Source organism: Liquorilactobacillus satsumensis DSM 16230 = JCM 12392, from assembly GCF_001435195.1.
In the GTDB taxonomy this organism is placed as follows: domain Bacteria; phylum Bacillota; class Bacilli; order Lactobacillales; family Lactobacillaceae; genus Liquorilactobacillus; species Liquorilactobacillus satsumensis.
Map to the genome: position 1 here is coordinate 195114 of NZ_AZFQ01000053.1, position 19714 is coordinate 214827.

19 protein-coding genes are annotated in these 19714 nt (G+C 39.7%); 1 reads left to right on the forward strand and 18 read right to left on the reverse strand.

Annotated elements, in window-relative coordinates; all coding sequences use genetic code 11:
• Positions 1–151: 151 nt before the first annotated feature.
• The 17 genes from FD50_RS10595 to FD50_RS10675 all read right to left on the reverse strand — a co-directional run bounded on the left by FD50_RS10595 (position 152) and on the right by FD50_RS10675 (position 16780).
• The gene (locus FD50_RS10595; protein ID WP_056961584.1) at positions 152–1717 is read right to left on the reverse strand and encodes a glycoside hydrolase family 32 protein; all 1566 of its coding nucleotides are present in this window, start codon (positions 1715–1717) and stop codon (positions 152–154) included.
• Between the two features lie 99 nt (positions 1718–1816).
• Positions 1817–2362: a TetR/AcrR family transcriptional regulator gene (locus tag FD50_RS10600; protein ID WP_056961586.1), complete on the reverse strand. Its 546-nt coding sequence runs from the start codon at positions 2360–2362 to the stop codon at positions 1817–1819.
• Positions 2363–2674: 312 nt separating this feature from the next.
• Complete coding sequence (locus FD50_RS10605; RefSeq protein ID WP_056961690.1) at positions 2675–3805, reverse strand: aminotransferase; 1131 nt, start codon at positions 3803–3805, stop codon at positions 2675–2677.
• A gap of 76 nt (positions 3806–3881) precedes the next feature.
• Entirely contained in the window at positions 3882–5000 is a 1119-nt protein-coding gene (hisC, locus tag FD50_RS10610; RefSeq protein WP_056961588.1) for a histidinol-phosphate transaminase, read from the reverse strand.
• A gap of 92 nt (positions 5001–5092) precedes the next feature.
• Positions 5093–6457, reverse strand: a complete 1365-nt coding sequence (locus tag FD50_RS10615; protein WP_056961590.1) for an aldehyde dehydrogenase family protein — start codon at positions 6455–6457, stop codon at positions 5093–5095.
• Positions 6457–7743 (reverse strand): aspartate aminotransferase family protein, encoded by a 1287-nt coding sequence (locus FD50_RS10620; RefSeq protein ID WP_056961592.1) that lies wholly within the window; start codon positions 7741–7743, stop codon positions 6457–6459. Before FD50_RS10620 ends, FD50_RS10615 begins: the two co-directional genes overlap by 1 nt.
• Positions 7744–7766: 23 nt before the next feature.
• Positions 7767–8510: an amino acid ABC transporter ATP-binding protein gene (locus tag FD50_RS10625; protein WP_056961593.1), complete on the reverse strand. Its 744-nt coding sequence runs from the start codon at positions 8508–8510 to the stop codon at positions 7767–7769.
• Positions 8511–8524: 14 nt separating this feature from the next.
• Positions 8525–9211: an amino acid ABC transporter permease gene (locus tag FD50_RS10630; protein WP_056961596.1), complete on the reverse strand. Its 687-nt coding sequence runs from the start codon at positions 9209–9211 to the stop codon at positions 8525–8527.
• Between the two features lie 25 nt (positions 9212–9236).
• On the reverse strand, positions 9237–10064 hold the full coding sequence (locus tag FD50_RS10635) for a transporter substrate-binding domain-containing protein (RefSeq protein WP_056961598.1): 828 nt from the start codon (positions 10062–10064) through the stop codon (positions 9237–9239).
• A gap of 20 nt (positions 10065–10084) precedes the next feature.
• Positions 10085–10924, reverse strand: coding sequence for a dimethylarginine dimethylaminohydrolase family protein (locus tag FD50_RS10640; RefSeq protein WP_056961600.1), 840 nt, complete (start codon positions 10922–10924; stop codon positions 10085–10087).
• Between the two features lie 12 nt (positions 10925–10936).
• Complete coding sequence (locus FD50_RS10645; protein WP_187328414.1) at positions 10937–12589, reverse strand: M20/M25/M40 family metallo-hydrolase; 1653 nt, start codon at positions 12587–12589, stop codon at positions 10937–10939.
• A gap of 584 nt (positions 12590–13173) precedes the next feature.
• The gene (locus FD50_RS10650; protein ID WP_056961604.1) at positions 13174–13575 is read right to left on the reverse strand and encodes a GNAT family N-acetyltransferase; all 402 of its coding nucleotides are present in this window, start codon (positions 13573–13575) and stop codon (positions 13174–13176) included.
• Between the two features lie 22 nt (positions 13576–13597).
• Positions 13598–13921 carry a MazG nucleotide pyrophosphohydrolase domain-containing protein gene (locus tag FD50_RS10655; RefSeq protein WP_054755848.1) on the reverse strand — a complete coding sequence of 108 codons (324 nt, stop codon included), beginning with the start codon at positions 13919–13921 and terminating at the stop codon, positions 13598–13600.
• Between the two features lie 368 nt (positions 13922–14289).
• A complete protein-coding gene (locus FD50_RS10660) occupies positions 14290–14478 on the reverse strand; it encodes a hypothetical protein (RefSeq protein ID WP_054755847.1) in 189 nt (62 codons plus the stop codon).
• 235 nt (positions 14479–14713) lie between these two features.
• Complete coding sequence (gene celB / locus FD50_RS10665) at positions 14714–16057, reverse strand: PTS cellobiose transporter subunit IIC (RefSeq protein ID WP_056961606.1); 1344 nt, start codon at positions 16055–16057, stop codon at positions 14714–14716.
• A gap of 21 nt (positions 16058–16078) precedes the next feature.
• Entirely contained in the window at positions 16079–16426 is a 348-nt protein-coding gene (locus tag FD50_RS10670; RefSeq protein WP_054755843.1) for a PTS sugar transporter subunit IIA, read from the reverse strand.
• A 24-nt stretch (positions 16427–16450) separates the two neighbouring features.
• Positions 16451–16780 carry a PTS sugar transporter subunit IIB gene (locus FD50_RS10675; RefSeq protein ID WP_056961608.1) on the reverse strand — a complete coding sequence of 110 codons (330 nt, stop codon included), beginning with the start codon at positions 16778–16780 and terminating at the stop codon, positions 16451–16453.
• A gap of 271 nt (positions 16781–17051) precedes the next feature.
• Here FD50_RS10675 and FD50_RS10680 point away from each other — a divergent pair, with 271 nt between their 5' ends.
• The gene (locus FD50_RS10680) at positions 17052–17825 is read left to right on the forward strand and encodes a MurR/RpiR family transcriptional regulator (RefSeq protein ID WP_082610523.1); all 774 of its coding nucleotides are present in this window, start codon (positions 17052–17054) and stop codon (positions 17823–17825) included.
• 258 nt (positions 17826–18083) lie between these two features.
• Here FD50_RS10680 and FD50_RS10685 read toward each other — a convergent pair whose 3' ends face one another.
• Positions 18084–19523 (reverse strand): 6-phospho-beta-glucosidase, encoded by a 1440-nt coding sequence (locus tag FD50_RS10685; protein ID WP_056961610.1) that lies wholly within the window; start codon positions 19521–19523, stop codon positions 18084–18086.
• Positions 19524–19714 lie beyond the last annotated feature (191 nt).

Here is a 19714-nt window from a genome sequence, read left to right on the forward strand (position 1 = left end):
GAATGTCAAAATACTGAACCAGTTTCTCTAAGACTTCAGGCATCCACAAAAAACAATATGGCATAAGTCGATAAAACTTAAATACCAACGCAAAATTATGAATAGCACGCGTACTTTACTATGAGTAGAAGTTACCCAGAGAATTTGGCATCTATTCAATATTATCTAGAGAATAAAATAAATTGTTGTTTCCGTTGGTCTCAACATTGATTTTTGTTGAACTGTCAGTTGAATATTTTAACAGCGAGTAGATCTTATTTTGGCCTTCAAAATAAAATTCAAGGCTGCTTTGATCTTCAATGAGATGCAGTTTTAAATCATGTGGAGAAATCACCCCGCTTGCTTCAACATACGCTTTTTCATAATTACTCTTAGCCGTTGTATCTTTTAAACGTTCACTAGCTCTGGAAACCATATAAGCGCCATTATCTGTGTTATAGTCAATTCTTACCCAAGCGTCAGCCTGCTTTAAATTTATCCTAATATGCTTGTTAACACTTTTTGTAATATCATTGTTGCTAAATTGCAGATAAATATTTTGCCGTGACCACCGCTTTAAATCTAAAAGTTGTGCATAACCCTCATTTTTTTCCACATCATTCACTTTACGGTTGCCACTGACCGTATTGCTAAACAATGCAGTCGGTTCAATTATTTTGTTTGCCACAGTATAATCTCCGCTTGTCCCACTCAAAGTCAGCTGATGAGCACAACTTAAGGAGCCGAGCTTATTACATTCCCCATACTCATCACAGATACAGGCTGCAGAATACCCCCAGTTCCCCAACCATGACACCGAAATAATGCTGTCAGCATCAACTTGCATATAATTGGCCCCATAGTAATCAGAACCATCATCCACGCGTTTGGGCTGCTGCTCAGCAATAAAGATCCCATTTTCTTCCAAGTGTCCTACCATGTAATAAGAACCGGTTGTTTGTCCGTAACGATAGCCATTTGCGCCAAAAAACAAAACCGCTTTTAACTCCTTAGTATCAGGATCATAGATCTGTTTTAAATTCGGACATTCAATCGTTCCCAGATCTTTTCCTAATAATGCAGCTTGATTTAGACTCGTAGCCCCAATGTATTTAAAATCCACTCCGTTATCACTCTCGTACACACCAACTTTATCGCCTTCTGCAAGATACATATTCAATTTACTTGTCTTGCTGTTATAACGCATATATGGATCTCTTGCATCGCTAGTCGTACTTTTTGCGCTCATAATCGGTGCTTTTTTATACGGGGTAAAGCTTTGCCCTTCATCCGTTGAATAAGCTACAAATTGTTGCTGCACTCCATCGATATAACTGGTAAAATATGCAATCAACGCCGAACTAGGCAGATCTTTAAAAAAATGATTTGTATTATGAATGACTGATCCCGTAGCCATGGAGTACCACACTCCATTGAATTTAGGAATCGAGATCCCGACATTCTCATAATGAATGAAGTCTCGAGTTTTAACATGATACCAGACAGTTCCATCACCTGTATGCTTATATTGAGGATTGTACAAATACAATAAGTGATAGTATCCATCTTGACCCTTCCAAATTGTTTGCACATCGTTCATAAAGCCACGCGGTACGTTGTAATGATAGCCTTGTTCAAATTGACTTGCTGTTAAATTATCTGCTTTGACAGCTAAAACTATCGAAAAAAAAGAGACCAAAAAAACAGCTATACTAAGTACTTTTTTCAAAAAATGCATTATTTTCTCCCACGCCAAGTAGCGGTCCAAGTCATCCCTGTACCGCAATATTTTTTTTAAGTTGAAAACTGTTTAGTTATCTTTTACATATTTTTTAGCTTAATGATTGGTGTCCGGATAATTTTCCAATTCTTTACTCATTATCTTGCTAGTCTGTGCCACCAGCTCTGTTAACGGTTTTTGATAATTTTCTTGATTCCATAAAATGAGGACTGAAAAAACCGCTCCAGAATAATAAGAAACATCATAAAGCGAAATTACCTGCTTTTCACCAAATCGCTTTTCAAAAAAATCCCTAAAAAAGGCTGTCTGCATCCTCAAAGCCAGCCCCTCAACTCCTGCATTTGTAATTGCTCTGATAATTTGCGGATTTTCCTGGAAATAAGAAAAGTAAATATCTAGTAATTGCGTAACCTGTGTTAATTTTTGCGCCGCAACATCAAAGAGAAACTTATCATATAAACGAGCCAAAAATTTGTTTAAAATATCCTCCTTGCTAGTATAGTTACGGTAAAAGCTCATTCGTGAAACCTTAGCTTTTTCAGAAATCGTTGTAATTGAAATATTATCAAACTTTTCCGCTTGCATAAGTTGGAACAAGGCTTGTTCTACTTGATGCTGTGTATTGGCACTTTTTTTATTCATTGTCGCTCCACCTGATCTCAGCAATTTTTCTATAAATCCTAAACTAAAATATATTATAATTTAGTTTTGTTACAAATGTAACTGATTTTAACTTTTTTTAATTTGATCGTCAAGTTCACACGAAGCTTTAAACAAAAATAGCGACCCTTCCATCCCGGAATTGGGTCGCGCTTGCTGCTAATCTAAACAAAGTTCTACGTTTTTGAGCTTCCTGAAATAATCTGCAAAAGACGCTTAACCTATCTTTGTTGCAGACTTTTAGTTCCCGCACTTTTTAACTCGCTAGCAGTCTTCATATCGGCTGCATGAACTTTACTTTGGCTGTTCAAATTTCTTCAGATACTGCGAAAGCAATGTCAATCCTTGCACCAAAATGTGTTTTTCACAACAATAGCCTAAACGAGCGTATTGTGGCATTCCAAAAGCACTTCCAGGTACCAAGAGCACACCCGTTGCTTGCAACAAAGAGACACAAAATGGATAATCACCTTCTGGAATATCTAGTTTGATAAATGATGTTGAAACATAATTAGGCAAAACTAAGCTGACACGTGGCTCTGATTTAACCCACTTTTTCAAAATAGCTAAGTTCTCACTAACAATTTTACGATTACGTGCCAAAATATCTTTTTGATGTCGTAATGCAAGAATAGCTAATTCATCTCCCAGTACTCCACTGCTGATTAACGTATAATCTCGATATTTGCGCAAAAGTTCAATTATTTTATCACTTGGTGCAGCAACCCAGCCAATTCTAAGTCCCGGAAGTGAATAAGTTTTTGACAAAGAATTAGTAGCAATCCCTTTTTCATAGATGTCGGCAATCGAGGTAAACTGCTGTTCTGCACGCAAGGGGGCGTAAACTTCGTCAACTAAAACATAGGCCCCTACCTCACGTGCAAGTCCAGCGATCTGCGTCAATTCTTGTTTAGTCAACAGTGTTCCTGTCGGATTATTAGCATTATTCAGACAGATCATTTTGGTAGCCGGCGTAATGGCAGCTGCCAGTTGCTCCATCTCAAGTTTCCAGTTGTGCTCTGCTGTCAGCGTTACAAAATCTACTTTTGCACCAAGAGAACGGGGAATATCATAAAGTTGTTGGTAAGTTGGAAACATGGTCACAACATGATCTCCTGGCTCCAGCAAAGCATACATCACTAATAAATTCGCCCCAGTTGCTCCATTAGTCTGTAAAATATGTTCCGGGTCAACATGCTGATATAACTCACTAACTAATTTTTTGAATGTTGGTGAACCCTCAATCCAACCATAATCCAATTCCTGTTCCGCGATGCTTTGCATAAAAGCTGCTGGACTTTTTCCAGCTAAGGCTGTCAATTCTGAGAATTTCAAGGCTGCAATTGAACTTTGGGCAATATCAAAATCAGCTTTCTTTTCCCAAGTATTCAGCCATTCTTCAACACCGAATTTTGCTATTTCGATTTTCATCTCTCCATTTTTCAAATTCCCAGCTCAGGGTCTAAACACAAACTTGAACGTAATACTGTCAAAATCGTCTTTACTGTTCTTTAACCTTGACGCGTAATAATTGCTTGAGCTCAGTTATAAGGCGTTGATTTTCAGCGGCTTTGCCAATTGTAATTCTAAGATACTGTGGATATCCCCACGCACCACATTCACGCACAATTACTCCTTGTGCCATCAACTGCGCTGCAATTTGTCCAGCAGCAATCTTTCCCGGCAATTTAACAAAAATAAAATTAGCTTGCGATGGCACTGTTTCAACCTCAAGTTGTGCTAATTCATTAACCACTCGCTGTTTTTGCTGCAATATTTTTTCCTTGATTTCACTGGCCTCTGCCTGATCAAGCAATAAGGATGCACGTGCAGCAAAGAGTCCAGAACGGTTAACACAAAATGGTTCAGTAATTGTGTCATATGCTGAAATTACTTTTTGTCGGGCCAAGATATATCCGACACGCGCGCCTGCAAGCCCATAGTACTTAGAAAAGGTGCGAATGATTACTAATTTTTTCTGCTCAAGTTTGTCCGTCAATTGGGCACGCTGTCCGGCTTGAATAAAGTCTGCATAAGCTTCATCCAAAACTATCCAAACATGATCGCCGACTTCATCGATAAAACGTGTAAGTTCCTGTGGGTCATTGACCACCCCAGTAGGATTATTAGGATTGCACAACCAAATCAGCTTTGTCTTTGGCGTAATGGCAGCTTTAAAAGCTTCAAAATCGGCTGTAAAATCAGACCTGACCGGTACTTCTTTGACACTTGCCCCCATCAGCAACGAGACTTCACGATAGAGCCGATAAGTTGGTGTAGCAATTAAGACTTCATCACCTGCATCTAAAAACAAACGGGAAGTCGTTTCAATCACATTTCCAGCTCCACCACCCAAAGCAACATTTTGACTTGTGAGTCCATTCTTGGCCGCAATCGTTGCAATCAAATCAACATAGTCATCTTCCGGATACCGGTTAAGATATTGTAAGCTTTCTTGCAGTGCTGCACGTGCGTTAGTGTATGGGCCATAAGGATTCTCGTTTGATCCTAATTTAACCACCGATTCTAAGTGATACTTTTTCAGTACTGCAGCCTCAGTCTCGCCTGCAATATAAGGTTGGCAATCGTCTACTTGTCTGCGAAAATTCAACTCTGACATCCAGTCACCTCGTCTTTTAATTAATAAAAATATTCACTGTTCTTTAAAAGCATAACCTCTCTGGTTCTAGCCAGCTTTGCCTTATCATGCGGCTACTTAAAGACAATAATCTTTTGATTAGTAAACTCATATAATCCCAGATCACTCATTTCTCTTCCATAACCAGAATGCTTGATACCTCCAAACGGTAATTCAGGATGCGCACCTGAAGGTCTGTTAATAAAGACCTGCCCTGTTTCAAGCTGTGAGGCTACTCGATGAGCGCGTACTTCATCTTTTCCATAGACCGCACCTGCTAATCCATAGTGCGAATCATTTGCTAAAGCCACAACTGCTGCATCGTTTTCCGCAATAAAAACTTGTGCCACTGGGCCGAAAAATTCCTGATAATAGGCTGGGTTGGCAGGTGTAATATCCGTCAAAACTACCGGTTTAAAAAAGTTCCCCTGACCAGCGACAATCCCACCTGCCACCAAAACTTTAGCTCCATGTGCAATTGCAATCTCAACTTGTTTTTGCAGCTCAACTGCCGCGTTATGCGAGGAAAGTGGTGCTAATTCAGTTGTTTCATCAAGTGGATCCCCCATTTTTTGAGCACTAAAAGTCTTTTGGATTCCAGCAATAAATGCTGCAGCAACTTCTTTTTCAACAATATAGCGTTTGGCCGAAGTACAAACCTGCCCACTGTTACGCAAACGTGCAGCGGTTGCGTCTGCAATTGCTAATTGCACATCTGCATCATTTAGAATCACAAAAACATCACTGCCCCCTAATTCCATCGTTGATTTAACCAGATTTTTCCCCGCTGCACCTGCAATTGTGCTGCCAACTTCTTCCGAACCCGTCAATGCAACTCCCTGCACCCGTTGATCAGCAATTATTTGAGCTACTTGTGCATGAGATACAAACAGGTTTTTAAATGCTCCTGCTTCCCAACCGGCTGCTTGCACCATTTTTTCTAGCAAGTCCGCACATCCTGCAACAATTCCTGCGTGTTTTAACACTACTGGATTACCAATTAAGTAGTTAGGTGCGAGGACCCGTACAACCTGTGAATATGGGAAATTCCATGGCTCAATACTCATAATAATTCCAAGCGAGTGGTATTCCAAAAGTGCCTTTTTACCTGTTCCGTACGTATATGGCTTCGCATCTAGTAAATCGAGATGTGCTGCATAGTATTCTGCAAGTTGGGCGCATAATTCAACTTCTCCTCGACCTTCAATCAGCCGTTTTCCCATATTCAAGGCAGCCTCATGTGCTAACTCCTCTTTATGCTCCCGCAAAATTTTGGCAAAGTGCTGTAGCTTCTTTGCCCTAGAAGCTACCGAAATTGATTTTTGCTGCTGATAAAATTGTGCGGCTTGTGTTAAAGCCTCTTCCACTGCTGCATCGTCTGCAGTAGTAAACTGTTTCAATGTTTCTCCTGTATACGGATTAGTCACAGTATAGCCCATTAATTTTCACCCACCTCTTTCAAGCTCACAGCAAGACTTTTAGCAAAAATTTCAACCGCTTTGTCAACTTCTTTCTTGCCGATTATCAAAGGGGGAATAAACCTAATGACATTGTGGAAAACGCCGCAGTTCAAGAGAATCAAATGTTGATTTAAAGCCTCTTTGCGAATTGCCGCTACTAATTCAGTAGCTGGTTTTCCAGTCTCATTCCTAAACTCAACTCCGATCATTAGCCCTAGTCCACGGACACTGCTGATCACAGAGTATTTTTCCTGTAATTGGCGCAACTTAGCCGTAAAATAAGCACCAGTTGCTTGTACATGCTGCAAAAATTCCTCATCCATGATGTCCAGCACTGCTGAGCCTGCCGCACAAGCAAGTGGATTGCCGCCAAATGTTCCCCCATGTGCTCCTGGTTCCCAGCGATCCATATACTTTCGCTTACCCAGCACAGCACTTAGCGGTATTCCATTTGCGATTCCTTTGGCGGAGGTTAATACATCCGGCTCAACGCCATAATAGTCTTTTGCAAATAAGTGTCCGGTACGTCCATAACCACTTTGAACTTCGTCAAAAATCAAAAGAATCCCAAAACGGTCACAAATTGCCCGTAATTCAACTAAAAATTTCTGTGGAGCTGGCACATATCCACCTTCACCTTGGACGGGCTCTACCACAATACAGGCAACCTGTGAAGGCGCTAAAACATTATGAAAAAGCTGCTCTAATTGCTCTAGACAGCGAGTGATCTCTTGATCTGGCGTTAAACTCGTATTGTAAATATCTGGGAAATCAACATGATATACGGGCGGTAAAACTCCGGCATAATTTTTACGATATTGTGCATTTGAAGCTGTCATTGAGGCCGTCAGCAAAGTGCGCCCGTGAAAAGAATGGGTAAAAGCAATGATCCCGCTTCGTTGAGTAACACTCAGTGCCAGTTTGACTGCACCTTCGTTAGCCTCAGCCCCACTGTTGGAAAAGTAGACCTTATAGTCCGGGCCAACACGCTTGACGAGTTTTTCTGCCAACTCAATATAAGAAGGGTAATAAACAACATTGTGACCACCATGAACCAAGGCATGTAGCTGTTTTTCAACCGCCGCAACTACTATTGGATTATTATGACCACAGTTAACAACTCCAACCCCAGCTGCAAAATCAAGGTACTCTTCACCTTTTTCATCAGTCAAATAGGCTCCGTGACCTGCAACGACTCCAAGTTGTGTCGCACGCTTAGCTACCGGTGGCAACACAGCAAGCGAACGCTCATATAATGACTTCACTGTACTTCACTCCTTGCAGACAGTTACATTACTTTAGATAGAAATGCACGTGTCCGTGTATTATTAGTCTTTTTAAAAATATACTCAGCGGTGCCGCTATCTGCGATCATCCCGTCGTTCATAAATAAAACCTTGTCCGCAATATTTTGGGCAAACGACATCTCATGTGTCACGATAATCATCGTCATGCCATCTTTGGCCAGCCCCTCCATCACATCTAAAACATCCCCCACCATTTCTGGATCAAGTGCCGAGGTCGGTTCATCAAAGAGCATGACTTCTGGTCTCATTGCCAAAGCGCGTGCAATTGCGACTCGCTGTTGCTGTCCACCTGATAAGGATTGCGGATAAGCTGCGGCTTTTTCTGATAATCCGACTTGTTTGAGCAGCTCATGGGCATGAGCAACTGCAATTTTAGGTGCTTCTAATTTCAACTTAATTGGAGAGAAGGTGATGTTTTCTAAGACTGTTTTATGTGGAAAAAGATTAAACTGCTGAAAAACCATTCCCATTTTCTGTCTTAATACACGCAACTTCTCCTTGCTTGCACCATTAACATTTTCACCCTCAAAGAGGACCTTTCCTTCATAATCATCTTCTAGTCGGTTTAAACAACGCAGCAACGTACTTTTTCCGCCGCCAGAAGGACCAATCAAGACAACTTTTTCAGATTTTTTAACATTGAACGAGATATCTTTTAAAACTATATTTTCACCGAACGACTTTTTTAGATTGTCAACTTCAATAATCTTCTCTTCAGCACTCATCTTCTCAGCCTCCTTTAGTTACTCTGCAAGTACTTGCGGCCCATCTTCTTTTCCAAAAGCTGCATTAGCTGTGACAGAATAAAGGTCAAGACAAAGTAGATTAATGCTGCAACTATTAATGGTGGTACAAAATCGTACAATGTTCCACCAACACCTAACGCCTGAGCGGTAACTTCTTGAACACCGATGTAAAATAGCACTGAAGATTCCTTAACTAGTGAGATAAATTCATTCCCAAGTGCTGGTAAAATATTGCGGACAGCTTGCGGTAACACAATTGAAAACATAGTAGTTCTGTCACTCAAACCTAATGAAAGCCCAGCTTCTGTCTGGCCTTTAGGAATCGAAATAATTCCAGAGCGGAAAATTTCAGCAGTATATGCTCCCGAATTAATCCCCAAAGCAATCGATCCTGGAATTACACGATCAAGACCAGATCCGAGAAATTGAATCTGAGGTACCTCTAAAACTTTAGATAGCGTATAATAAATCAGCATGACTTGAATCATTGCTGGTGTTCCCCTAACAATTGCAATATAAACACGTGCAATGTAGGAGAGAACCTTTATTTTAGATAGCCGCATCATTACAAAGATCAATCCCAGCAAAATTCCAATTAAGATCCCAATAATAGAAATAATAATGGTTTGTGCAGTTCCTTCAACAAAAACGGGATAGTACTGTTTTAAAAAATCGAACATTTACTTCACCCTTTACTTGATTTGCCTATTTTCCACTCTTCAACTGTAATTCTTGTGCCTGCTTGAACATCTTGTCTAACTGTCCATTCTTCTCTAACTTGGTTAATTGTTGATTAACACGTTTTAGTAATGCTTTGTCTGATTTACGGACAGCAATATTAATTGACCGCTGATCCTTTGGTGTGGTCAACTTAACTTTGGCGATCGCGTACTTGTCCGGGTAACGTTTAATATAATTATTTGCAATTTCATTTTCGACAACAACCCCACTCAACTTACCTTGCGATAATTCAGTTGTTAAGCTCGTTAGCACACCTTCCGTAACAACATTACTGCCTTTCAACTGCGACTTAGCAATTGATTCCTGAGTTGTAGTCTGCTGTGCGCCGATTTGTTTATCTTTGACATCAGCTACACTATTGAATTTATCTGCATCTTTCTTTTGCACCAACAACACATTTTGAACTGTATAGTATGATTTTGAAAAGGCAACAACTTTCTTACGTTGACTGGTTGAAACCATCCCTGCCATAATCAAGTCAACCTTGTTATTCTTCAGTTCAGAAATCAGTGAGGGGAACTCTGTGTTTTCAATTTTAAGTTTGACTCCTAAATCATCTGCAATTTTTTGTGCAATCATCATGTCATATCCGACAATTTTTTTACTGCCATTTTGCATAATTGGAAATTCAAAAGGGGCATAATCTGCTGATGTCCCAACGACTAATGTCTTCTTGTCCTGAATCTTTTTAACACTATTATCCTGACTTTGACTGCTGCATCCTGCAAGCACCAAGCTAAGTGCTAGTGCTGCTCCAAAAATCCCCAAAGCTTTTTTGAAAGTCTTTTTCATAATTATTCCTCCATTTTTTGTTAGCCCCGCGCTAGTGGAAAGGTCATGCAGTGCGGACCGCCCCCAGCTTTCAACGTTTCTGTAATATCTAATTCAATTACTTCCATTCCATGTTCGCGCAGTTGTGTATTAACTGTTTGATTTTGTTTAAGCGATAAAACTCGCTTTTCTCCTAGGCTTTCAAGATTACACCCATGTTTGAAAATGGCCTCTTCCGGAACTGGAATGATTTCAATTTCAAGCTTCTTCAGTAATTCCAAGAAAGCGACTGGCAGCCCTTCACGGTAAGCAACTGCCAAATGATCAGCTACAAGATTAAAACACATGTCGAGATGCAGATACCGTGGATCAGCTGGTACCGGATAAACTCGATATCCAAGTGGTGTCAAAGCAGCCCTGAGTTCTTCAAACCCCCTCTGATTGGTGCGATCAATAATTCCTACCGCAATCTCTTTTTCCGTTAAAAAGGCAAAATCTCCACCTTCAAAATAACCTTCTTTAACTTCAGCAATCTTAGGAATTCCCAATTCCCGCAACTTATCTGCATATGCCTTTCTTTCAGGAAAGCGCAGCTCCTTTTTGAATCTGCCTAAAATGTAACCTTCTTTGACACACCCTCCAAAATCACGTGCAAAAACCGCATTTGTCATCTCCGGTGTGGGCGTCTGCAATTCAACTTCAATTCCCGCTGACTGATAAGCTGACACGATTTGTTCGAATTCAGTAGTTAATTTTTCTTTATTCAACGGTTGACCTGCATATTTTTTAGAAATTTCATTAATTGGAGCTGCCTCATTCAAATACGTCGGTGGACAAAGCAGGACTTTCTTTAATTTTGAAGTGCCATTACGTACAAACATTATTTTTTCTCCTTATTCCTTCCAGACTTTGGTTGTAAAATCACGGATTATTTTTGGTAAAATTTCAAATGAATAGGGCTTATAAACGCGCTCTTTCCAAGTATGTGCTCCCTTGCCAAAAACCCCAATATCAACAGCTGGAATGTTTAGCGCGCGCATCTTGGCATAAGGTAAGGGATAAATCTGCTCAGCCAGTGGAAAGTTCTCAGCCAGTTTACCGATTTCTTCTTCATTTTCATCAATTGCCAAATAGCTGCTATCCGATAAATACGGGAAAAATTGTTTCATTTTAAAGTTCTCGGTTTGCCCATAAGCGGTTAATGTTGCCTGCAGTTTTTGATAAACTGCTGAGTCTTTTGCAACACTATTATGTGGGCAAAAAGGAGGTGCTAAGAACAGAACAACTTTTGCTGTACTATCATTAACTTGCTTATCTAAATAATCAATTAGCGCAAAACCAACTTCACGTTTATCCATATCTGCATGTGCTTCCCAAAAGTCATGCATCAATTGTTCAACTTGAACGCCGGCTTGCCGCAAGGACTGCAAATATTCAGTAAAAGTAAAAACCTTAAGTTGACGTTTGTCTTCAGTTGCCGGGAATGATAGCTTATTCAGATAGGCAGCTTGTTTTTTTATCAACTCTGCAACCAGTTCTGCGCAGTCACTTTGAACGGCTTCTTTTAACTGTTGCAAAATCTGATACACTGGGCGTTGATACGTAAACGTGTTGAAATACAGATGTGTGACTTTAGCTGTTTGAACATTGTAAAAGTCCTTTTGGTCCCGCAATAACAAACACGAGGAGGGCAAGATTTCTTCTCCTGGAATTTCTTCAACAAATTCTGGATTATTGTTAATTAGAGTATTGATCCGACTGGCAACTAAAGTTGAATCAATCCCCGCATAAGTATTTCCCACATGCGTCTCAATTCCTTTAATATAAAAACACGTTAAAGCTTTGCCTGCAGCTCCATAATAGATATATTTCTGCTGATCACCGGCATATTTTGGACTAATAAAATCCGTATTAACGGCAACTTCGTAACTTAAATGCTGCTGTTTTTTTAACTTTTCCAGCTCAGCTAATGCAGCGATCGCACCACTGTGATCATTTTCTTCAACGCAATTGCCCATAAAAAGCAGATTACCGCTCATTTCTTCAGGGTGCTCACTGTAGTACAACAAGTTAACCAGATTAACGGCATCCCCGCTTTTCATATCCAAGGCCCCACGCCCAAAAAGCCAGTCTCCGGAAAGAGCATCTTTTTGAATATCTGAGTCTGCACTGTAATTTTTAAAATACGCGGTCAACTCGTCAGAATTTAGTGCAGCTTGCTTTATTGCACCGAAGTCATCAATTCCAACCGTGTCCAGATGAGAATGATAAATAACTGTTCTAGTGGCATTTTCCTTATTTATGAAAGCAAAAACATTTTTTCGCTGCAACGAATCACCTGGAAGTTTTTGAGTCCAGACCCACTCAGGATGCATTTGAAAAATAGGAAAACTACGTAAAATTTCTTCTACTGTCTCAACAATTGCAACTTCCCCACCAGTCCCATTAACACTCTTGACGCTAACCAGTTTACGTGTAATGGCTTCAATTCTTTGTGCATCTGACATTTTTACCAGTTTCTGATACAAACTCACCACTCCCAACATTAAAAGCAAATTAAAGCTTAATAAGACCATAATTCATTTATACATGTAATGTCAACAAATATAACATTGCATATCTCTGGAAATTTGTTGTTTTCAAAAGCTGGTTACCACTTCTACAGTCACAATAATGTATAAAAACAAAATGTTACTGGTTACATGTTAATAGATATTCTTTATCAGTCATGTAATATTCAGCATTATTTTTTGACATTTATTATCGCAAGTAATTCAGCGGCTTCTGCTCACTTAAGGTATCTTTTTGTTGATATGTTTTGTGACATTAAGTTAGCAGTGCGATACACAGCGTTTAACCGCCGTAGTCTAAGCCCTGAATTACAGCGTTTTTCATCTTGTAGCACAAAAAAGAGCAGTTTGATCAAAAACTAACTTTTGATCAAATTGCTCTTTTTATTTCTGATAAAGTGTTCCATAATTCAAAATTCTCCGTTTAAATCGGATTACTCATCGCAAAATATGTGCTGTATTCGTAATTCGTATTAGTACTCAAATTATATCGCCTTATGTCACACCCATCTTATTTCTTATTGCAGCTACACACGTGCGCTAATTGCTATCCTAAAAATTTATGCAAATGGACGCCTTTTTTTTAAAAATGCATTCTCAATATTTTCAAATTTTAATTTAGGATAATAACCTTGAGCTGCAGGTGATGCTAAAAGAAGCAGTGCTACATCAGGGCCGATTTGAGTATGGACTCGCTCAACTAGATTTTTCCCAATTCCCTGCTTTTGATATTTTTTAGCAACTGCTAAATCTGATAAGTAGCACGCATAACTAAAATCTGTCAACGCACGCGCAATCCCTACTAATTTTCCGGCATCCCAAGCAGTCCAAATAATATCTGCATTATCCAGCATCAACTTCAAGCGCGGTAAATCCTTGATAGGTCTATGAATACCAGCCGCTTCAAAAAGCTGTGCCAAATCAGTTGCTGCTATTTTTTCTTTATTAGTATAAGTAATCATCAACAAGCTACTCCTTTAAGTTTTATTGCTCGTCATCAAAGCGTTCTTTAAGCTTGGCTTCACTGGCTGCTAGCAAGGAACGGGCATCAATTTCATATTTGCTACTAATAATTACTACCTGATCCAAAACATCCGCAAGTTCTTCTTCTAAGTTGCTTCTTAGTGCCGTCACTGAAGCCTTATCTTCACCGGGATGATCACGTCCGATTTCAATTGCTCTAATCGCGCGCGCTAATTCGCCGGTTTCTTCGTTCAAAAAATTGGCATGCACAAACGGTGAATATTCATACCAGCCACGCCGTTCATAAAATCGTTTTAGCCATTGTTGATGTTTTTCAAGTGTCATTTGCTCTTCCCCCTGCCACCAAAATCTCTTAATTTATTGCTATTCTTATTCCAAAAGAGAGTGTGACATAAGTCGGGAAAATTTGAGTGCTAACTCGAAATTATGAACATAGCGAGTACCTTGCTATGAATAATTCGAAGTTAGACGGAGAATTTTGACTTATGGCACACGTTTATCCAGAATAAAAGCGGGGCTGTGCCAAAATTTAACTTTTGTCACAGCCCCTAGCTTATCATTGAAAAAGTGATTAAACAACGCCCTAATTATTGCTAGCCGTGCAACTTTCTCAAGCAGCGCCAATTCCAGTGATGAGAACCTTAGTAACAATCTATAAATATGGTCCTCGCTGGCTGAACTTTTCTTTTATTTCAAGGGACACAAAGCTTAGGACAACACTCCAAAATAGCCATCCTATTACTAATAAACTGATGGAATAAAGCGGTCCTCAAAGCAAGTTTTTTACTTAGCAGAGTTTTCAACGCTATAAGGGATAGCGCACTTTTTAAATGTACCGCAACCGCTTGTTCATCTTTTCCACCAGCAAATCCTTTTTCCATAAAATCACTCTCCATCTAATGACACTCTGTCTTTTTAAAGCTGCATTCGAACTTTTCGGGATTCGACTATTTTTAACCTATTCAACACGCTAAAAAGATCCAGTTCGCAATACCGCAATTAATGCATACTTTGAACTGAATCTCAATTCAAATCGTTCTATTTTACCTCTGTGAATTAAGGAGTCGGAAAAAGTTGGTGTGCTGTGATCACAATTTCCTTGTGCTAAACTTGCATTTATTTTTGCTCAGCAGCCTGTTCCTTTTTCAACAACTCGCGGTCGTATTGTCTAATGAATGGATACCAGACTACAAAGGCGACCAAGGCACAAATGATTGCCAACACTGCACCTTCCCAACTAGTCGTTGCGATCGCACCGCCTAAACCAACCGGTGTCGGCCAAGGCTGCTGTACAATTATTTTGTGTACGAAATGCGAAGTGACTGCAAAATAACCCACAATTCCTGAAGCAAGTGGCGCACATACGAATGGAATGAAAAGCCTGACATTATACACAATTGGCAACCCAAATATGATTGGCTCATTAATATTAAAAATTGCTGGCACAAGTTCGGCTTTGCCAATTTCTTTTAATTGAACTGATTTAGCTTTTGAGGCCAACCAGATTGCCATCCCGAGTGTTGCCCCAGAACCGCCGATAATAACAAACGCATTCATCGGATCACCCGCAAAGAAATTATTTGCTCCTTTGACATTTGCAGCCATATTTGCGAGAACTATCGGAGTATAAAATGAGCTCATTATTGTGGCTCCGTGAATACCAAACCACCATAAGAAATGAATTAAGAAAATAATTACTAGGAAGCCCCACCAGGTGTCAGCGATGCTGCTTACAAAAGAGAATGGAATATAAAGAATCTTAAAGATATCGGTGCCTCCGATCACAAGCAGTAAGTTGAGTAATGAAACCACCGTTGCGACACAAAAGCCAGGAATCAAAGCACTGAACGAATTGGCAACACCTGCTGGTACCGCATCGGGCATCCTAATTGACCAATTGTGTTTTATAGTAAAGCGATAGATTTGAACCGTAAGCCAACCAACCACTAAGCCGGTAAAGATCCCGACCGCCGCTATTCTTGTTATTCCAGAAACTGAAACTGAATACCCGCCACCAATAATATTGTCCTTGTTTAGTGACTGCACAAACTGCACTGAACCATTTTTCCACACTAATTGTGGTACTGTAATAAACATCGCCATTAAAAACATCAACAAACTATTGAGCGGGTTTAAATTCAGATGTTCCTCATCACGATATATTTTAGTGTAGCTGTAGGTAAACGTTCCTGCAAATATCAGCGCAAGCAGTCCCATTGTTGAGTTATATGCAACTTGAAACAAATTGGCAAAGCGTCCCAGCGTATTTGCATAAAGACTTGCAAAACCAGGAATTTGAAAAGCTTGTGGTAAAACTTGCAGAATTAGGAAAACCGCACCAATAATTGAAAATGCAATTACACTATACCCAGCTTCCATGATTGCCCTAACAAATCTTGATCCCGCAAATTTTCCTACCCAAGAAGTCATTTTTTCTTTAAAAGTATCTGAATTGTTCATCAGAATAACACTCCTTCCAAACTAGCCCTGACGCTGCTCAATTTGACTTAATCTGTGATAAACACTAATCAGTTCTGTCGCAAGATCAATAAAAGTAATCGCGGTCATCAAATGATCTTGTGAATGGACTGTCAATAAAGTCAATTTGGCATGCTCTCCATTAGCCTCTTTCGTTAACATCTTCGTTTGTGTGTTATGCGCTTGAATTAAAGATTCGTTAGCTTCTTTCAATTTAGCTTGCGCCTGTGAAAAATCATTACTCTTTGCAGCATGAACAGCTTCAATCGCTAAAGATTTAGCGTTACCTGCGTTACTAATCAGTCCCATAGCCTGCATTAAAGCTTGTTCATCTTCAACTTTATCATTCATGTTCCTTCTGCCTCCTTTGAAAATTCACTTGATCAGCTTAAGCCCTTGTTGCAGTACGCGATCACCTTTTACCATTCCATAGTCCTGCATATTAATGACATCCACTGGAATGTTTTGCGCAGCAACTTTTTCTTTAAAAGACCCCAGCATATAACGCACTTGCGGACCTAGTAAGATACAATCAATCTTTTCTTGTGCAAGTTTTTCATTAGCTTCAGCCGCTGGAACTGCAAATATTTTGGCATTAACACCTTCATCTTTAGCTGCTGCCTGCATGTTTTTGACCAAAATACTCGTGCTCATCCCTGCTGCACAACACAACATAATTGTTACTTTTTGCTCATCTGTACTCATGACTTTCCCCTCCAATTTTTAGTTATCATTCCAAAATGTAAAAACCGCTAACTGTTTATCAGTATCAATGTAACCGCTTACTAAAATTCAGAATAGCTGTTTTCTTTCTTACGCCTTCATAATACAAGAAACCATTGGTGGTTACTAGATAGTTACTATAAACGGTTACATATTTCAAAAAAAGAAACATTGGCTAATTTTGGAATTTGGTAGCGTTTCATTATATAATCTAACTAGCGATTGCAGTAGAGAGAAAGCGGAGGACAAACTTATGGTTGATTTAAAAAATTTTACACCGACAGAAATTTTAGTTTATAACTATTTAATTTCTCATTCTGATGAAGTCATGCACTTGAGCATCCGCCAATTAGCCGTTACTATTCATGTTTCATCGGCTTCAATTATGAGATGTATTAAGAAAATGAATTATGATAGCTTCTATGAATTTAAATTTAGCCTTAAGCAAAAAAAGCTAGCCCTGCAAGACAAGGAGCTCGCTGGAACTTTTAATACAGAAATTTTTGATTTAGGTACAGAATATTTCGACCGTCCGCTGTTACAACAGTATTCACACGAACTCAATGCCTTTAAAAAGCTTGTCAAAGATACTAATAAGATTCTCTTCTTTGGAATCGGGACTTCCGGCACTTTGGCACAATATGGTGCCCGGCAATTTTCGAATTTCAGGATCAATGCTTTTTATAATGTAGATCCATTTTACCCACTTCCCTATGATCTCGACCGCGATTCGAATCAAATTGCAATTTTACTGTCAGTCAGTGGCGAAACTGCCGAGGTTATTAAGGAAGCAGTCAAGTTAAAAGAACAAAAGTTCCACATTGTGAGCATCACTAACAATAGCTACTGCACTCTGGCCAGATTATCCGACGTTAATTTTTCATATAATGTCAAACCAGAAGTTATCAATGAGACTTTAAACATTACTACTCAAATTCCAGTAATTTTTATTCTAGAATCATTAGCTCGTAATATTGGTAAAAATCCCACCAAAGTAGAAAAATTCCATCAGAGTCGACCGCATTGAGTCAGTGTACAAAAAAATGTAAGCTAAGTTGTTAAAATTTGCATACTACCGTGAAATTACAAATACAGTGTGACCGTTGTTACAAGTAACTCAGAATTTGACAGCGCATTTTAACTTAGGGAACACATTTGTCCACAAATAAATAAGGGACAGGGCAAAATTTAGCGTTTAACCCAATCCCTTAACTTGATCTTATGACCCATCAGCCATTCTGCGGATCACATAATAACTAAAAAAACCCACAATCGCGCTTCTTACTTATGACAGGTCTTGTCCATTACTTTTAATTACCTTTTGATACCAATAAAACGAATCCTTTTTCATCCGCGCAAGACTCCCATTACCTTGATCATCGCGATCAACATAAATAAAGCCATAACGTTTAGACATCTGCCCCGTCCCAGCTGAGACTAAATCAATACAGCCCCATGGTGTGTATCCAATTACTTCGACACCATCTTTTTCAATCGCAGTTTTCATCGCCTGAATGTGCGCTCTCAGATATGCTATCCGATAATCATCGTGAATTTGACCATCAGCTGCAATCTCATCGCGCGCACCCAACCCATTTTCAACAATCATCAGCGGTTTATGGTAATGATCTGCAAGCCAATTTAATGAATAGCGCAAGCCCAAAGGATCGATCGGCCAACCCCAGTCACTGGTTGCTAGATAAGAATTAGCAACTGCCGCTTCTGGTCCGACAAAATGATACTCCGGATTGTCGCTTTGGGCCGCAACGGTTAAGGAATTGTAGTAGCTAAACCCCAGATAATCAACTGTCCCTTCTTCCAATACAATGCGATCTTCTAACGTAATATCGGCTCGCAGCCCATTTGCTTTGAAAAAGGCTTCCATATGCCGCGGATATTTTCCAAGCGTCTGCACATCGGCAAACCAATACCGGCGCTGCATCGCTTTTAACGCTTGAAAAGCATCCGCTGGTTTGCAAGTTGCAGGATATAACGGTGACACGTTAAGCATACATCCAAGCTTAAAGTCTGGGTTAATTTGCCGCCCAACCTTCACTGCCAGTGCACTAGCAACTAATTCATAGTGCGCCGCTTGATACATTAAAGCTTCACTTTGCGGATCGTCAGCGTCAAGTACCAGTCCTGAGTCCGTTGCCAGTAAAAACTGTTCCTTGTAATTTGTTTGATTGTTGATTTCATTAAAGGTCATCCAGTATTTAACTTGTTTCCGGTAGCGTTTAAAAACAACAGTTGCAAAATGCACGAAGAAGTCAATTAACCGGCGATCACGCCACCCTCCATACTTTCTTATCAAATGATTAGGAATCTCAAAATGTGAAAGCGTGATCACAGGCTCAATGCCATACTTATGACACTCAGCAAACAAATCATCATAAAAGCGTAATCCCGCTTCATTAGGTTCTTGCTCGTCTCCCAACGGAAAAATCCGTGTCCAAGCAATCGAAGTACGAAAACATTTGAATCCCATCTCAGCAAATAACTTAAGATCGGCTTTATAATGATGGTAAAAATCAATTGCTTCATGGTTGGGATAGAATTTATCAGGTTCAACTTCCGCCGTAATTTGTCGCGGAATTCCATTAGCCCCCGCTGTCATCACATCTGCAAGACTGACGCCCTTGCCGCCTGCTTGCCAGGCTCCTTCTAACTGATGAGCTGCAACCGCTCCGCCCCAAAGAAAATCTTTAGGTATTGAAAAAGTCATAAAGATCCTTCCCTTCTTTATTAAAATTCACTTTTATTATACCCAAATGTGAATGCGCTATCATTAATTACAATAAAATAGTCACACTCGCTGTATTAAAGTCAAGTGTGACATTTTTGGAACGCAGCCTGTTCGCCTGTGAAAAGACACCCATTTTTTAAGATCAGCCAAAAGATGCAGTGCCTTTTTGT

Excerpts from the sequence above, each read along its gene's own strand:
- FD50_RS10675 (WP_056961608.1), bottom strand. The coding sequence starts at position 16,780 with ATGAGTACAGATGAGCAAAAAGTAACAATTATGTTGTGTTGTGCAGCA.
- FD50_RS10615 (WP_056961590.1), bottom strand. The coding sequence starts at position 6,457 with ATGGGCTATACTGTGACTAATCCGTATACAGGAGAAACATTGAAACAG.
- celB (WP_056961606.1), bottom strand. The coding sequence starts at position 16,057 with ATGAACAATTCAGATACTTTTAAAGAAAAAATGACTTCTTGGGTAGGA.
- FD50_RS10600 (WP_056961586.1), bottom strand. The coding sequence starts at position 2,362 with ATGAATAAAAAAAGTGCCAATACACAGCATCAAGTAGAACAAGCCTTG.
- FD50_RS10655 (WP_054755848.1), bottom strand. The coding sequence starts at position 13,921 with ATGACACTTGAAAAACATCAACAATGGCTAAAACGATTTTATGAACGG.
- FD50_RS10645 (WP_187328414.1), bottom strand. The coding sequence starts at position 12,589 with ATGTTGGGAGTGGTGAGTTTGTATCAGAAACTGGTAAAAATGTCAGAT.
- FD50_RS10680 (WP_082610523.1), top strand. The coding sequence starts at position 17,052 with ATGGTTGATTTAAAAAATTTTACACCGACAGAAATTTTAGTTTATAAC.
- FD50_RS10635 (WP_056961598.1), bottom strand. The coding sequence starts at position 10,064 with ATGAAAAAGACTTTCAAAAAAGCTTTGGGGATTTTTGGAGCAGCACTA.
- hisC (WP_056961588.1), bottom strand. The coding sequence starts at position 5,000 with ATGTCAGAGTTGAATTTTCGCAGACAAGTAGACGATTGCCAACCTTAT.
- FD50_RS10670 (WP_054755843.1), bottom strand. The coding sequence starts at position 16,426 with ATGAATGATAAAGTTGAAGATGAACAAGCTTTAATGCAGGCTATGGGA.
- FD50_RS10685 (WP_056961610.1), bottom strand. The coding sequence starts at position 19,523 with ATGACTTTTTCAATACCTAAAGATTTTCTTTGGGGCGGAGCGGTTGCA.
- FD50_RS10650 (WP_056961604.1), bottom strand. The coding sequence starts at position 13,575 with ATGATTACTTATACTAATAAAGAAAAAATAGCAGCAACTGATTTGGCA.
- FD50_RS10625 (WP_056961593.1), bottom strand. The coding sequence starts at position 8,510 with ATGAGTGCTGAAGAGAAGATTATTGAAGTTGACAATCTAAAAAAGTCG.
- FD50_RS10630 (WP_056961596.1), bottom strand. The coding sequence starts at position 9,211 with ATGTTCGATTTTTTAAAACAGTACTATCCCGTTTTTGTTGAAGGAACT.
- FD50_RS10660 (WP_054755847.1), bottom strand. The coding sequence starts at position 14,478 with ATGGAAAAAGGATTTGCTGGTGGAAAAGATGAACAAGCGGTTGCGGTA.
- FD50_RS10595 (WP_056961584.1), bottom strand. The coding sequence starts at position 1,717 with ATGCATTTTTTGAAAAAAGTACTTAGTATAGCTGTTTTTTTGGTCTCT.
- FD50_RS10640 (WP_056961600.1), bottom strand. The coding sequence starts at position 10,924 with ATGTTTGTACGTAATGGCACTTCAAAATTAAAGAAAGTCCTGCTTTGT.